This window comes from Sphingomonas astragali, assembly GCF_051400615.1.
Taxonomy (GTDB): Bacteria; Pseudomonadota; Alphaproteobacteria; order Sphingomonadales; family Sphingomonadaceae; genus Sphingomonas.
The window spans coordinates 48,876-63,193 of record NZ_JBLFFH010000002.1 but is presented as its reverse complement, the minus strand read 5'-3'; the positions used below and the strand labels follow the sequence as shown (position 1 = coordinate 63,193).

Below are 14,318 nucleotides of genomic sequence, written 5' to 3'. Positions count from 1 at the left end.
TCGAAATTCGATAATTTCGTACCGCCTCTTGCCCTTTTCGCGCCGGGCGCTCATCCGGGGCGGCAGGAGGATGTTTCATGGAAGCCACGCTGGATTTCGGCCTCGGCGAGACCGCCGACATGATCCGGGAAACCACCCGGCGCTTCGCCAAGGAGCGGATCGAGCCGCTCGCCGCCCGCATCGATGCCGAGGACTGGTTCCCGCGTGAGGAGCTGTGGCCCGCGATGGGCGAGCTCGGCCTGCACGGCGTCACCGTCGAGGAGGAATGGGGCGGCCTCGGGCTCGGCTATCTCGAGCATGTCGTCGCTTGCGAGGAGGTGAGCCGCGCCTCCGCCTCGATCGGGCTCAGCTACGGCGCGCATTCGAATCTGTGCGTCAACCAGATCCGCCGCTGGGCCAACCCGGAGCAGAAGGCGAAGTACCTGCCGAAGCTCGTCTCCGGAGAGCATGTCGGCAGCCTCGCCATGTCGGAGGCGGGTGCGGGCTCCGACGTCGTCTCGATGAAGCTGCGCGCGGAGAAGACCGACCGCGGCTACATCCTCAACGGCACTAAGTTCTGGATCACCAACGCCGCCTATGCCGATACGCTGGTCGTCTATGCCAAGACCGGGGACGGCGCGCGCGGCATCACCACCTTCATCATCGAGAAGGACATGCCCGGCTTCGTCGTCGGGCAGAAGATCGATAAGATGGGGATGCGCGGCTCGCCGACCGCCGAGCTGGTCTTTACCGACTGCGAGGTGCCCGAGGAGAACGTCATGGGCCCGGTCAATGGCGGCGTCGGCGTGCTGATGAGCGGGCTCGATTACGAGCGCACCGTGCTCGCCGGCATCCAGCTCGGCATCATGCAGGCGGGCCTCGACGTGGTGCTGCCCTATGTCCGCGAGCGCAGGCAGTTCGGCCAGCCGATCGGCCATTTCCAGCTGATGCAGGCCAAGGTCGCCGACATGTACGTCGCGCTCAATTCGGCGCGCGCCTATGTCTATGCGGTGGCCAGGAGCTGCGACGCCGGCCTCACCACCCGCTTCGACGCGGCCGGGGCGATCCTGCTCGCCAGCGAGAATGCGGTGCGCGTGTCGCTGGAGGCGATCCAGGCGCTGGGCGGCGCCGGCTATACCAAGGACTGGCCGGTCGAGCGCTTCGCCCGCGATGCCAAGCTGCTCGACATAGGCGCGGGGACGAACGAGATCAGACGGATGCTGATCGGGCGCGAACTGATCGGGGCGAACTGAGGCTTTCCGTCTCCGGCACCGTTCGAGCGTGTTGGGGATCAGCTTCATCATGACTGCGGACTGACCAGGAACTGCTCGAACCGCCCGTTGTCGCCCGGCTCCGCAAAGGTCGAGAGCCTAAGCACCCGGTCGGGATAGGTGATGCGATAGCTGCGGATCACGAAACCGCCGCGCAGCTGGGGGCCGCCCGCCGGCGCGAAACCGGTGGGCTCGCCCAGCGGGCCGAGGCTCGCCTCGTAGTCGGCCTGGGCGGTCGCATCGAAATAATAGTTGGCGTCCTCGGTCAGCAGCTTGCGGTCGAGCGTGCCGGTGCGGAGCTGGTCGAACACCTGCCGCGCCTTGGCGGCCGCCGCGGCTTCGGGTCCCGGGAGCGGCGGCGCCGTCATCACCGCGCGGACGATGCCCCGCGCGATCGTGCCGGTCGCGTTGCCGAACCAGCTGTTGGTGAGCACCACCACCGCCGCCTTGTCGTCCGGGAACACCATGTTCTCGGACAGGAAGCCCACCGCCTCGCCCGAATGCTCGATCATCTTGCGCCCGTCGGGCTTGCCGACGAATACGCCGAGGCCGTAGTTGGTGTCCTTGCCGTCCTTGAGCTTGGTGGTTGTCTCCTGCGTCTGCCAGTCCTCGGCGGGAACGAGCGTGCGGTCGATGCGGGCGATGTCCCATTTGGCGAGGTCGGTCGCGGTCATCGACAGCTCCCCCGCGGCATAGAGCCAGCCGGGCGCCGCCGGCGGCTCGACGCGCACAGGACCGAGCGCGAAACGCTTGTAACCTTGCGGGTATTTGGGACCGATCGCCTTGTCCTGATCGAGCACGCTGGTCATGCCGAGCGGCTTGAAGATGCGGGCGCGCAGGAAGTCGAGCAGCGGCTGGCCCGATACCTTCTCGATGATCAAGCCGGCGACGACATAGCCGGTGTTGGAATATTGCCATTGCGTGCCGGGTTCGAAGTCGAGCGGCTGCTTGGCCCAGCGGTCGACGATGCCCTGCGGCGTGGTCGGTTCCGCCATGTTGGCGGGACTGTAGTCGTGCGGCCAGTAATCGCGGATGCCCGAGGTATGGTCGAGGAGCTGGCGCAGCGTGATGCGGTCGGCGCCCGTGATTTCAGGGAGATATTTCGCAACCTTGTCGTCGAGGCTGAGCTTTCCCTCATCCTCCAGCAGCAGCATCGCCATCGCGGTGAACTGCTTGGAGATCGACGCGATCTGGTATGGCAGGTCCGGCATCGCCTGCGGGATCGTCTCCGCGGCCTTGCCGTAAGCCTTGGCATAGACGATCCGCCCGCCGCGCACGATCGCGATCGAGGCCGAAGGCGTGCCGGTGCCGGCGAGCGCGTCGGCGACGATCTTGTCGACACGGCTGCTTTCGTCCGGGGTTAGCTCCTGTGCAGCGGCGGGAGCGGCGATCAGAGCGGTGGCGAGAAGGACGATGCGCATGGCCGCACCAAAGCAGGTGCGGCGGACGGGTGCAATCGTTCGGTGGAACGACTGCATGGCTAGCGTGTTTGGCAGACGAGCGAGCCTGACGACAGGTTAGGGGCCTGCCGGATTCCTTCGCCCGATCGGAACAACCGTACGGGAGCACCTCCATGCCACATCGCCGCAGCTGGGCCGCGATCGTCGTCGGCCTGATCGTCGCCCTGATCGGGCTGGTGCTGGCGATCGGAGGAGGCTGGCTCGTCGCGATCGGCGGCTCGTCCTACTATGCGATCACCGGCATCGCGATGATCGTCGCCGGCACGTTGATGGTGCGCGGGCGAATGAGTGGCGCGTGGCTCTATGTGGCGATCGTCGTCGCGACGATCTTCTGGGCCTTCTGGGAGGTAGGCTACAACGCCTGGGCGCTGGTCCCGCGGATCGTGGCGCCGATCGTGCTGCTGGTGGCGGTCATCCTCGTCATGCCGACGCTGACCGCACGGCCGCGCAAATGGGCGGTCGCACTGGGTTCGGTCGCCGCCGTCGTAGTCGCGACCGGAGTGCTGTTCGCCGTGATCGGACGCGACCGCAACATCGCGCTGCCGTTGCCGGCTCCGGGCGCGGCGATGAGCGATCCCTCCGGCCAGGCGACCGGCGCCGACTGGCCCGCCTATGGCGGCACCTACGCCGCTCGCCGCTATTCGCCGCTGACGCAGATCAACGCGGGCAACGTTGCCAGGCTCGAGAAGGTGTGGGAGACGCATACCGGCGGCAACCCGACCGATCCCGCCTATGCCAAGCTCTACGGGACCGAGAACACGCCAATCAAAATCGGCAACCTGCTCTACACCTGCACCGCCAAGAACGTGATCGTCGCGCTCGACCCGGCGACGGGCAAGCAGGCGTGGCGCTACGATCCGCAGGTGCCGGACGAGTGGATTCCCTACACCACCGCCTGCCGCGGCGTCGATTATTACGCGGTGCCGGGCGCGGCGCCGGGCAGCGAGTGCGCCGCGCGGATCATCATGGGCACGCTCGATTCGCGGCTGATCGCGGTCGACGCGCTGACCGGCCGGCCCTGCAGCGGCTTCGGCAACAACGGTCAGACCGACACCAAGATCGGCATGGGCGAGGTCTATCCCGGCCTCGCCTCGATCAACTCCGCGCCGACGATCGTGCGCGGCGTGGTGGTGGTCGGGCACCAGATCCTCGATGGTCAGACGCGTCTCGCGCCCTCGGGCGTGATCCAGGGTTTCGATGCGGTCACCGGCAGGCTGCGCTGGGCATGGGACATGATGCACCCCGAATGGACCGGCTACCCGCCCGCCGGCCAGACCTGGGCGCGCGGCACGCCCAACATGTGGACCGGCTCCAGCGGCGACGAGCGGCTCGGCCTGGTCTACCTGCCGATGGGCAATGCCGCGGTCGACTATTGGTCGAGCAAGCGCACGCCGCAGGAGAATGCCTATGCGACCTCATTGGTCGCGCTCGACGTCACCACCGGCAAGCCGCGCTGGCGCTTCCAGGCGGTCAAGCACGACGTGTGGGACTATGACTTCGGCAGCCAGGCGACGCTGATCGACTACAAGGGCACGCCGGCGATCGTGGTGCCCTCCAAGCAGGGCGACATCTACGTCCTCGACCGCGCCACCGGCCGTTCGCTGACGCCGCTGGCGCAGATGACGGTGCCCCAGGGCGGCGTCGAGCCCGAGCAGCGCGCGAAGACCCAGCTCTTCTCGAAATGGCATACGCTGCGCAAGGAGCCGCTCACCGAGCGCGACATGTGGGGCATGTCGCCGATCGACCAGATGGTGTGCCGCATCCAGTATCGCCGGGCCGACTATCGCGGCTTCTTCACGCCGCCGCGCGCCGACAAATATACGGTGGAGTACCCGGGCTACAACGGCGGCAGCGACTGGGGCGGCGTGTCGGTCGATCCGACGCGCGGGATCATCGTCGCCAACTACAACGACATGCCCAATTACGTCCGGCTGGTGCCGCGCGTCGAGGCGGACAAGCTCGGCATCGTGCCGCGTTATGCGATGAAGTCGAAGGCGCAGCTCGCCAACGCGCACTCGATCGATCCGCAGTGGGATTCGCCCTATGCGGTCAAGGTCAACGCCGGCTGGCGGGTCAAGTTCACCGGCCTGCTCTGCAAGCAGCCGCCCTATGGCGGGATCCGCGCGATCGACATCGCCACCGGCGGGATCCTGTGGGACCGGCCGTTCGGCACGGCGCGCAAGAACGGGCCGTTCGGCATCGCCAGCGGGCTGCCCTTCCATATCGGCACGCCCAACAACGGCGGATCGGTGGTGACGGCGGGCGGGCTGGTGTTCATCGCCGCCGCCACCGACGACCTGATCCGCGCGATCGACATCGCGACCGGCAAGACGTTGTGGAGCGCGCCGCTTCCCGCCGGCGGACAGGCGACGCCTGCGGTGTACGAGCAGAACGGACGCGAGTATCTGGTGATCTTCGCCGGCGGCCATCACTTCATGGAGACCAAGGCGGGCGACAGCGTGATCGCCTATGCGCTTCCGCAGAGGAGTTAGGAAGCGGCTCCCTATTTGAGCCGATTGGCCGTGGCCGGCCCGGACAGCGATTGCAACGCGTGCTGCGCCTTGGCGGCGCGATAGGCCTGGAGTCGGTCCATACCGGTCTCGCGCATGATGCGCTCGATGTCGTGCTTGGAAATCACCTGCCCGCCCTCAATTCGCAACTTATGTTTAAGAACGGAGATGAGCGAGGGCGGTGCCGTATGCGGCGCCGCACTCGCCGCGCGGGCAGAACGATCTGTCGATATCCGATGCGCCGGGCAAGATCATCGCCCAGACTCGGGTACCAGCTGCGAGCAGGACGTGATCTTCCTCGCCGACCAATCGAGGACAAACACGGCGATGAGCGAAGCGCCGAACAACGGCAGCAGCACGCCCGCGACCAGCAGCATCGCCAGGGCTCCACGCAGCCGCGCCTCGGGCACTTTCGGCGGCGCGCCCAACCGACCGGCCGGACGGCGCTTCCACCACATGACGATGCCGCTGACGACGATCAGCACGATGCCGACGCAGGGGATCAGCATCACGATCTGGTTCGCCCGGCCGAAGTAATTGCCCATGTGAAGCTGGACGCCGAGCTCGATCGCCTTGGCGCCCCAGCCATAGTCCGCATAGGCGATCTCGCGGACCAGCCGCCCCGAATAGCGGTCGAAGTAGAGCGTGCGCTGGCCCTGCGGCCGATCGGGATAGCTATAGGCGGTGAACACGCCGGTCGGCCCCGACGGCAGGAACAGCCGATAGCCTCCCTCCAAACCATGGTCGGCCACTGCCGCAACAACGGCGTCGGTGAGACCAGGAGCGTGGCTCCCAGGCATCGCCGCCATGATATCGTGACCGGGATGGCCGGCATGGGGATCGGAGGCCGGCATCGGCGCGCCTTCGAGCGTCCATGGCGCTTCGCCGAGCGCGGTCTTCCTCGGAATGCTCTTCGGCGGGTCGTAGTTGCGGTTGGAAGCAGGGTAGCCGATCCCCGCCGCACTCAAGGCCCGCTTCAGCACATCGCCCTGCACTCCGGCCCACGGCAGGCCGGTGACGATCAGGAACGCAATCAACGCGACGGTCCAAATGCCGGTGACGGCATGGAGATCGCGCCAGAACAACCTTCCCTTTGCCCCCAGGCGCGGAAACAGGATGCCGCCCGGCCCCTTCCGCCCGCGCGGCCACCAGAGATAGAGGCCGGTCGCGATCAGGACGAGCGCCCAACACGCCGCCAGCTCCACGATGCGATCACCGACCGTGCCGATGGCGAGCGACCCGTGGATCGTATCGGCGAGGCCGACCAGCGTCCGTTCATAGACGAAGGAACCGAGCACCCTCCCAGTCCCCGGATCGACCGAGACGCGCACCGGATCGCCGGACGCCGGCGTCACGAACACGACGGCCGAGCGATCGTTCGCGGCGGGCAGGTCGATGCGCGTCGCCGCCCCGGGACGGACGGCCAGCGCCGCATCGATCATCCGAGACACCGGAACATCGGCCGCATGGGGCGCGACGAACCGCTGCTCCGGATAGATCGCGTCGTTGATCTCGTCGTTGAACAGATAGATCGTGCCGGTCACCGCCAGGACGAGCAGGAACGGCGCGACGACCAGACCGGCATAGAAATGCCACCGCCAGATGGCGCGGTAGAGGCGGGATGACGCTGCGAGCGTAGCCATTGTCCTGCCCTTCAGAACCGCGTGGACAAGGCGACTTCGACGCTGCGCGGCGCGCCGATGTAGATGTTGGTCGCCGGATAGCCCGAATATTCGCCGTAGAAGGCGTCGGTCAGGTTCCGCCCGCGCAGCGTGAGCGTCGCCTCGTCGGCAAGGCGCCAGGCGATCGAGGCGTCCGCCACCGTATGGCCGCGCACGAAGATGCTGTTCGCCGTGTCGGTATAGAAGCCCGAGGCGTGGCGGACGAACGCGCCCAGCGTCACCGGCAGCGCCTTCAGCGAATAGAGCACCGAGCCGTTGACGGTGGTCGAGGGAATGTTGATCGGCCGATTGCCCGACCGGTCGACGCCGCCTGCCTCGATCAGCTGGTCATATTGCGCATCGGTGTAGGAGATGCCGCCCGAGAGCGCGAGCCGGTCGGTCACTGCGGCGTCGACGCTGAGCTCCATGCCCTGCGACGATTGCTCGCCGCCCTGGACGACTTGCGCGGAGTTGGCCGGATCGCGTGTGAGGATATTCTCCTGCTCGATCCGATAGGCCGCACCGGTCAGCGTCACGCGCTCGTCGAAGGCCGACGCCTTGAAGCCGGCCTCGAACGACCGCCCCTTGGTGAGCCTGTAGCTCGTATTGGCGATCGAGAGCGTAAGCATCGAGCCGACCGGCGTCACCGCGGTCGTATATTGGGCATAGAGCGTCAGCCCCGGCGCGACGTCATAGGTGGTGCCGAGCCGCCACGAGAAGGGATCGTAGGTCGGATTCGCCCGGCTCACCCTCCCGCCGGCATTGAGGTCGGTGCTGACGCGGGTGAGGTCGATATGATCGTAACGCGCCCCGGCGACGATCAGCCAGGCCGGGGTGATGTTGAACGCATCCTCCGCGAAGACCGAGGCGGTCTTGAGATGGGAATCGAACACGACATTGGTCACGGTGTAGATGGTGCCGGTCGGAAAGGTGCCCACGACCGGATTCCAGGGATCGACCGGGGCAACCGGATCGCCGAGGCCGGTGAACATCGGGCTTTGCTGGCGTGGGTCGATGAAGTCGGTCTCGTTATATTCGGCGCCCAGCGTGAAGCGGTTGCGATGCCCGGCGATCGCGCCGTCGTGGGCGACCGCCAGCCGCTCGTTCCAGAACCTATGGTCGTGGTAGATGCGCTGGACCGAACGGGCGAAGCTGCCGTTCGGGAAAGCGGCGCTCGGCGCAGTGAAATTCTGGTCCCCGCTCAGCACGAAGTCGCGCCTGGCCGTGTACCAGGTGAAGTCGTTGGCGATCGACCAGCCGCCGCCCGCCGCATAATCGATCCGCGAGCGCAGCGTGGTCTCGTTCGCGCCCGAATAGGCACCGCGCGGATTATAGTTCCGATGCCGCAGCGCCTTGTCGATGACGAGCCCGTCGGCGCTGCGCAGCGCATCGCTCGGATCGCGCGCGACCGCCGCCGGCACCAGCGGCACGCCCTGATAGCTGCTGTCGTAGCGGTCGTCATAATGCTCGACTGCGAACAGCAGCGTGAGGTCCGTCGAGGGCTTGAGCAGGATGCTGCCCGTCAGGCCCGCCGACCGGGTATCGTTATCCTCGACGTCGTAAAGACTGTCGGAGCGCATGTAGCTGGCGTCCGCGCGGATCGCGGCGCTGTCGGAAAGCCGCAGGTTGACGCCCCCCGCCGCCGTCAGCGTGTCGAAGCTGCCGAAGCTCAGCAGCCCGTCGAGATGGTCGCCGTCGAAGGCCGGCTTGCGCGTCACCTTGTTGATGACGCCGGCCAGCGCACCCTCGCCGTAGAGGACCGAAGCCGGCCCTTTGATCACCTCGATCCGGTCGAAATGCCAGGTGTTGGTATCGCGCGTGACCATGGTCGAGGTCGACACCCGCGCGCCGTCCTGGAGGATCGACACCGCGCCGCCTGAAAAGCCGCGCAGCGACACCACCGCCGGGTTGCCGGGGACGTTGCCGGAAACGGCGCCGACGACGCTGTTGAACGCCTCCCGCGAGGTCCTGAGGCCCTGCACCTGCAGGTCGGCCTGGGTGATCGTCTCCACCGCCGCCGGCGTCTCGCGAGCCGACAGGCCCAGGCGGCTTGCGGTATCGTTCCGGGCATCGAGGTCGAGCCGCTCGCGCTCGCCGGTGACGACGATCGTATCTCTTTGCTCCTCATCCTCGGCGAAGGCGGGAGAGCAGGTCGTGAGGACGGCGACGATGGCGCCGGCCGAAAGCATGGATCTGGACATCGGGAATCCCTGTTCCGCGCGGCATTCGCCCGGCGAGCCGCGGCAAGCACGTACGATGATCGCGGCCGTGCGCCGTCAGTACGGCGCGCAGGCGCAGCGATCTGCGTCGGTATGGATCAGGCGATGACGGGCGGCCCCTGCGACGGTGGCCGCAGGGGAATGCCGCGCCGCAGGACGGGCGGCGACGCAATGCGGAACGCGGTCGCGACGATCCAGGCAAGCGCGATCGCCAGCAGGATAGGATCGGTCGGCCCCAGCGCCGGCGCCGACAGGCCGGAGAAGGCGCAGGGCATCTCCGCCTTCCTGGGATCGCCGCGATTCTGGTCGTGATCGCCCGACTTGCCGGGGATCTCCATCATGATCGTCTGCGCGCCGCCCTGGCCGTTGCAGAGCTGGACCACGATCATGCCGTTCGACAGGCCGGGCATGAAGCCGGCAGGCACCAGCAGCTTCATCAGCAACGCCGCACCGACCAGCCACAGCGCGAGTCGCCGATGACGAAGGAGATGAAGGCGAAGCGCGTGCACGGGGGCGCCTTACTCTCGCGAAACCGGCCTGTCACCGGGCCCTGTCACCGGGCCCGACGCATCTCCGGGAAGATCAGCCGCGCCTCGGGCACCAGCCATTCGTCGCCGCGCACGCGCAGCCCGGGACGGGATGCCGGCGGCCGCTCGAGCGACGCGAGTTGCTGCGGCGGCGGCCCGGCGCGCGGCGTGAAGGTGACCGTTACGTAATCGGGCGAGGACTGGAGCTCGTCGATCTCGGCGACGATCACCGGAATCTCGCGGTCCCGGCTCGGCACCGACCATTCGCCGTTCACGATCGCCACCGCGCCGCCGATCCGTGTCGCGTCGAAGAGCAGCTTGGCGAAGGCGCGCGGCAGGCGGATGCAGCCGTGGCTCGCCGGATGGCCGGGATTGTGCCCGGCATGGAGCGCGATGCCGCTCCAGGTCAGCCGCTGCATGAACGGCATCGGCGCGTTCGAATAGAGGTTGGAACGGTGGAACACCCGCTTCTGCAGGATGGTGAAGGCACCGGCCGGCGTGCGGTGGCCGGCGGTGCCGGTCGAGGCGCTGGCAACGCCGATCAGCGTATCGCCCCGAAAGACATAGACGGCCTGGAGCGGCAGGCTCACCACCACCGAGACCTCGCCGCCGTTCGAACCGGGATCGCGCCAGAGATACTGGCCTGGCTTCAGCGCCAGCGCCGCTTCTTCGAGCGACGCGGCATCCTCGCGCGCGAACGCGGCCGGCGCGGCCGCGGCGAGGACCAGCCCCAGCGCTGCAACGGTCGCTTTCCGCCAACCCCTTGGATTCATGCGCGACTCCCGACGTGCCGATCTGCCCTGATCTAATATCGGACAGTCGCCGTTGAGGCGAGAGGCACATGTCCTGAATTGGAGCAGCACTGCTGACCGGCTGCGCCGGAAGGAGCCGGTCGGGCGGCGGACGCGCGGCGCCCATTTACTGGAAACTAGCGTTTCCAGCACTATCTCTGATATAAGGGGCATAGCTGAGGACGCGAATGAATGACGTGTTTGAGCGCACGCCGTCGCGGCGCGCGTTCGTGAAGTCCGTGTTGGTGACCGGCGCCGCGCTCGCGGTACCCGGCTGTGCGCAACAGGCGATCAGGGTCGCCGGCGCTCCCACGGCGGCGCCCCCGCCTCCCCCGCCCTATGTTCCACCCCCCGCCTCGACCGCCGCGGAACCGCGCCGGCCGCTCGGTATCCGCAAGGAGCTGTTCGACCGCGCGATGGCCGCGCTCGACCGTCACGGCGGCGCGATCAAAAGGCGCGACCGCATCGCGATCGCCGATTTCTCGGCGCCCTCGCACCTGTCGCGGTTCCACATCGTCAATCTCGGGACGGGCGGCACCGCCTCTTATCTCGTCGCGCACGGCATCGGATCGGACCCGGCGCATACCGGCTGGCTGCAGCGCTTCTCGAACGAGCCGGATTCGGAGGCGTCGTGCGAGGGCGCGTTCCTCACTTCCGACTATTATGTCGGCATCCACGGGCGCTCGCAGCGGCTGATTGGGCTCGATCCGACCAATTCCAACGCGCTGAGCCGCGCGATCGTGGTCCACGGGGCGTGGTATGCCAATCGCGACATGCTGTCGACGCACGGCAAGCTCGGCCGCAGCCAGGGCTGCTTCGCCGTCGGCGAGGCCGAGCTGGCGATGGTGTTCGACCGGCTCGGCGACGGCCGGATGATCTACGCGGCCAAGATCTGAGGCGGCTTCGGCGATTTAGCGCGGATCGCAGGACACGCTCGTCACCCCGGACCTGTTCCGGGGTCCACGGGGCAGCCGGATACTGTCTTCACGGTTCCAGCCGAAACTTCGACGCCGGCCCTTGTGGAGGAGTGGATGCCGGAACAAGTCCGGCATGACGTTTCGGGCGGCGACCCGACCCGAAGAAATCGCTTTCCTAATAGGATTTGCCCTGCTTGGATCCGCCGGCGGCTGCCGTGGCGCAGCCGCGGGGATAAGTGGAGCAAAGTGAACGAATGCAGCGCGACTCCCTTCACTTTCACGCAGGCCATGGAGCGCATCGCAATGGCGGATGATCCGGGGCGCGCCGTTTCCCTTCCCGGAATCATTGCCCACCACGGCGGACGCCCCTAAGTCGATAGCATGGCTGCCGAAACGCTTTCGCCCGTCCTGCCGGACGACATCGACGCCGCCGCGCGGCGGGTGCTCAAGAAGGCGTGCGGCGCGGCGCTGATGCTGGCCGCCGCCGAGAGCTGCACCGGCGGGATGCTCGCCTCGCTGCTGACCGATGTCGAAGGGGTGAGCAGCGCGTTCGAACGCGGCTTCGTCGTCTATTCGGTCGACGCCAAGTGCGAGCTGCTCCACATCGCCCGCGACACGGTCGAGCAGTGCGGCGCGGTCAGCGAGGAAGTAGCGGTAGCAATGGCCGAGGGCGCGCTCCAGGCGAGTCATGCCGATATCGCGCTGTCGATCACCGGTTTCGCCGGCCCCGGCGAGCCGGGCGACGAACCGGGGCTGGTCCACTTCGCCTGCGCGCGCAAGGGCCGTGCGACCGCGCACCGGGAGGAGCATTTCGGCGACGTCGGCCGCGGCGGCGTCCGCATCGAGTGTATGCGGGTCGCGCTGGAGATGATCGAGGCGATGCTGTGAGCCACCCCTTCTACTCGCTCGATGCCCAGGGCATGGTCCGCGTCGGCGCGTGCACGCCGCTCGGCACCGTCGGCGATCCCGCCGCCAATGCCGAGGCCACCGCCGCGCTGATCCGCCAAGGGCACGAGGCCGGCGCCGACCTGCTGGTGTTTCCGGAGCTCAACCTCTCCTCCTATGCGGTCGACGACCTCCACCTGCAGGACGCGCTGGCCACGGCGACCGAGCAGGCGATCGCGGATGTCGCGGCGGCGAGCGAGGCAATGCGGCCGCTGCTGCTGGTCGGCGCGGCGATCCGGCGGGGCGGGCGGCTCTACAATTGCGCGCTGGCGATCCACCGCGGGCGCATCCTGGGCGTCGTGCCCAAGAGCTATCTGCCCAACTATCGCGAATATTATGAGAAGCGCTGGTTCGCGCCGGGCATTGGGTTGACGGGCCTGTCGATCGAGCTTGCCGGCCAGACCGTCCCTTTCGGCACCGACCTGATCTTCGCCGCCGAGGACGTGCCCGACTTCGTCGTCCACGCCGAGATCTGCGAGGATTATTGGGCCCCCGCCCCGCCCTCGATCGACGGCGCACTGGCGGGCGCGACGATCCTCGCCAATCTGTCCGCCTCCAACATCATCATCGGCAAGGCGCGCGAGCGGGCGCTGCTGTGCGCATCGCAGTCGATGCGGCTCGCCGCCGCCTATGTCTTCTCGGCGAGCGGGCCGGGCGAGAGCACGACCGACCTCGCCTGGGACGGCCAGGGGCTGATCGTCGAGCTGGGCGAGATGCTGGCCGAGGGCGAACGCTTCGATCTCGCCAGCGAGATCGTGATGGCCGACGTCGACGTGCAGCGCCTCAGGCTCGAGCGGATGCGGACCGGCACCTTCAACGATGCCGCGGCGGCGCGCGGACATCCGGAGATGCGCTTCCGGCGGATCGGCTTCGCGCACCGGCCCGATTATGCCGATCGCGGATTAGTTCGTAATCTGAGGCGCTTCCCCTTCGTTCCCAACACGCCGTCGCAGCTCGACGAGGACTGCTACGAGGCATTCAACATCCAGGTCGAGGGACTGCGCAAGCGGCTCGCCACCACGGGCTCGAAGCATCTCGTCATCGGCGTGTCGGGCGGGCTCGATTCCACCCATGCACTGATCGTCGCCGCCAAGGCGTTCGACCGCATGGGCAAGCCGCGCTCGGACATCCTCGGCTTCACCCTGCCCGGCTTCGCCACCGGCGAGGCGACCAAGGGCAACGCCTGGGCGCTGATGCGCGCGCTCGGCGTCACCGGCGAGGAGATCGACATCCGTCCCGCCGCGCAGCAGATGCTCGCCGACATGGGCCATCCCTTCGCCAAGGGCGAGCCGGTCTACGACGTCACCTTCGAGAATGTGCAGGCGGGGCTCAGGACCGACTATCTGTTCCGGCTCGCCAACCAGCGACAGGGCTTCGTGCTCGGCACCGGCGATCTCTCGGAGCTCGCGCTCGGCTGGTGCACCTATGGCGTCGGCGATCACATGAGCCATTACGGCGTCAACGGCGCGGTGCCGAAGACGCTGATCCAGTATCTGATCCGCTGGGCGGTACAGTCGGGCCAGTTCGACGACATGACCAATCGGGTGCTGGATGCGATCCTCAACACCGAGATCTCGCCCGAACTGGTGCCCGCCGACGCGAGCGGAGCGATCCAGAGCACCGAAGGCGTGGTCGGCCCCTACGAGCTGCACGACTTCTTCCTGCACCATATCGTCCGCTACGGCCTGCCGCCGTCGAAGGTCGCCTTCCTCGCCTGGCACGCCTGGAAGGACGCCGATGCCGGGCGCTGGCCGCGGGGCTTTCCCGAGGAAGGCAAGCACCAATACGACCTCGCCACCATCGCGAAATGGCTGGAGGCGTTCCTGCGCCGCTTCTTCGCGACCAGCCAGTTCAAGCGCTCGGCGCTGCCCAACGGACCCAAGGTCTCGGGCGGCGGCGCGCTATCCCCGCGCGGCGACTGGCGCGCCCCTTCGGATGGAACGGCAACGGTGTGGCTGGAAGAGCTCAGACGCAACCTCCCCGCCTGACCGCCCCTTGCGCACCGCAGCATCCGTCCCCTAGGCTCGCCGGATCAACG

Annotated in this window: 11 protein-coding genes; 5 read left to right on the top strand and 6 right to left on the bottom strand. The window is 67.7% G+C overall.

What is annotated here, in order from left to right; translation table 11 throughout:
• Positions 1–77: 77 nt before the first annotated feature.
• A complete protein-coding gene (locus ACMGER_RS08630; RefSeq protein ID WP_436811747.1) occupies positions 78–1,232 on the top strand; it encodes an isovaleryl-CoA dehydrogenase in 1,155 nt (384 codons plus the stop codon).
• 47 nt (positions 1,233–1,279) lie between these two features.
• Here the strand turns inward: ACMGER_RS08630 and ACMGER_RS08625 are convergent, their stop codons facing one another.
• Positions 1,280–2,671: a serine hydrolase domain-containing protein gene (locus tag ACMGER_RS08625; RefSeq protein WP_436811746.1), complete on the bottom strand. Its 1,392-nt coding sequence runs from the start codon at positions 2,669–2,671 to the stop codon at positions 1,280–1,282.
• 152 nt (positions 2,672–2,823) lie between these two features.
• Here ACMGER_RS08625 and ACMGER_RS08620 point away from each other — a divergent pair, with 152 nt between their 5' ends.
• Complete coding sequence (locus tag ACMGER_RS08620) at positions 2,824–5,202, top strand: membrane-bound PQQ-dependent dehydrogenase, glucose/quinate/shikimate family (RefSeq protein WP_436811745.1); 2,379 nt, start codon at positions 2,824–2,826, stop codon at positions 5,200–5,202.
• An 11-nt stretch (positions 5,203–5,213) separates the two neighbouring features.
• On the opposite strand, the gene ACMGER_RS08615 is transcribed toward ACMGER_RS08620, so the two are convergent.
• The 5 genes from ACMGER_RS08615 to ACMGER_RS08595 form a co-directional block, all read right to left on the bottom strand.
• Positions 5,214–5,348: a hypothetical protein gene (locus ACMGER_RS08615; protein ID WP_436811744.1), complete on the bottom strand. Its 135-nt coding sequence runs from the start codon at positions 5,346–5,348 to the stop codon at positions 5,214–5,216.
• A 123-nt stretch (positions 5,349–5,471) separates the two neighbouring features.
• Positions 5,472–6,863, bottom strand: coding sequence for a PepSY-associated TM helix domain-containing protein (locus ACMGER_RS08610; protein ID WP_436811743.1), 1,392 nt, complete (start codon positions 6,861–6,863; stop codon positions 5,472–5,474).
• Positions 6,864–6,874: 11 nt separating this feature from the next.
• Positions 6,875–9,082 (bottom strand): TonB-dependent receptor, encoded by a 2,208-nt coding sequence (locus tag ACMGER_RS08605; RefSeq protein WP_436811742.1) that lies wholly within the window; start codon positions 9,080–9,082, stop codon positions 6,875–6,877.
• Positions 9,083–9,198: 116 nt separating this feature from the next.
• Positions 9,199–9,609 carry a DUF2946 family protein gene (locus ACMGER_RS08600; RefSeq protein WP_436811741.1) on the bottom strand — a complete coding sequence of 137 codons (411 nt, stop codon included), beginning with the start codon at positions 9,607–9,609 and terminating at the stop codon, positions 9,199–9,201.
• 44 nt (positions 9,610–9,653) lie between these two features.
• Positions 9,654–10,400: a L,D-transpeptidase family protein gene (locus ACMGER_RS08595; protein WP_436811740.1), complete on the bottom strand. Its 747-nt coding sequence runs from the start codon at positions 10,398–10,400 to the stop codon at positions 9,654–9,656.
• 206 nt (positions 10,401–10,606) lie between these two features.
• Between ACMGER_RS08595 and ACMGER_RS08590 the strand changes: the two genes are divergently transcribed.
• The 3 genes from ACMGER_RS08590 (at position 10,607) to ACMGER_RS08580 (ending at position 14,268) form a co-directional block, all read left to right on the top strand.
• On the top strand, positions 10,607–11,314 hold the full coding sequence (locus ACMGER_RS08590; RefSeq protein ID WP_436811739.1) for a murein L,D-transpeptidase catalytic domain family protein: 708 nt from the start codon (positions 10,607–10,609) through the stop codon (positions 11,312–11,314).
• A gap of 402 nt (positions 11,315–11,716) precedes the next feature.
• On the top strand, positions 11,717–12,223 hold the full coding sequence (locus tag ACMGER_RS08585) for a CinA family protein (protein ID WP_436811738.1): 507 nt from the start codon (positions 11,717–11,719) through the stop codon (positions 12,221–12,223).
• Between the two features lie 32 nt (positions 12,224–12,255).
• Positions 12,256–14,268, top strand: a complete 2,013-nt coding sequence (locus ACMGER_RS08580; RefSeq protein WP_436812847.1) for an NAD(+) synthase — start codon at positions 12,256–12,258, stop codon at positions 14,266–14,268.
• Positions 14,269–14,318 lie beyond the last annotated feature (50 nt).

What these genes read in the sequence shown, in the direction of transcription:
- ACMGER_RS08585 (WP_436811738.1), top strand. Translation starts at nt 11,717, where the DNA reads ATGGCTGCCGAAACGCTTTCGCCCGTCCTGCCGGACGACATCGACGCC.
- ACMGER_RS08605 (WP_436811742.1), bottom strand. Translation starts at nt 9,082, where the DNA reads ATGTCCAGATCCATGCTTTCGGCCGGCGCCATCGTCGCCGTCCTCACG.
- ACMGER_RS08630 (WP_436811747.1), top strand. Translation starts at nt 78, where the DNA reads ATGGAAGCCACGCTGGATTTCGGCCTCGGCGAGACCGCCGACATGATC.
- ACMGER_RS08580 (WP_436812847.1), top strand. Translation starts at nt 12,256, where the DNA reads ATGGTCCGCGTCGGCGCGTGCACGCCGCTCGGCACCGTCGGCGATCCC.
- ACMGER_RS08595 (WP_436811740.1), bottom strand. Translation starts at nt 10,400, where the DNA reads ATGAATCCAAGGGGTTGGCGGAAAGCGACCGTTGCAGCGCTGGGGCTG.
- ACMGER_RS08610 (WP_436811743.1), bottom strand. Translation starts at nt 6,863, where the DNA reads ATGGCTACGCTCGCAGCGTCATCCCGCCTCTACCGCGCCATCTGGCGG.
- ACMGER_RS08625 (WP_436811746.1), bottom strand. Translation starts at nt 2,671, where the DNA reads ATGCGCATCGTCCTTCTCGCCACCGCTCTGATCGCCGCTCCCGCCGCT.
- ACMGER_RS08620 (WP_436811745.1), top strand. Translation starts at nt 2,824, where the DNA reads ATGCCACATCGCCGCAGCTGGGCCGCGATCGTCGTCGGCCTGATCGTC.
- ACMGER_RS08590 (WP_436811739.1), top strand. Translation starts at nt 10,607, where the DNA reads ATGAATGACGTGTTTGAGCGCACGCCGTCGCGGCGCGCGTTCGTGAAG.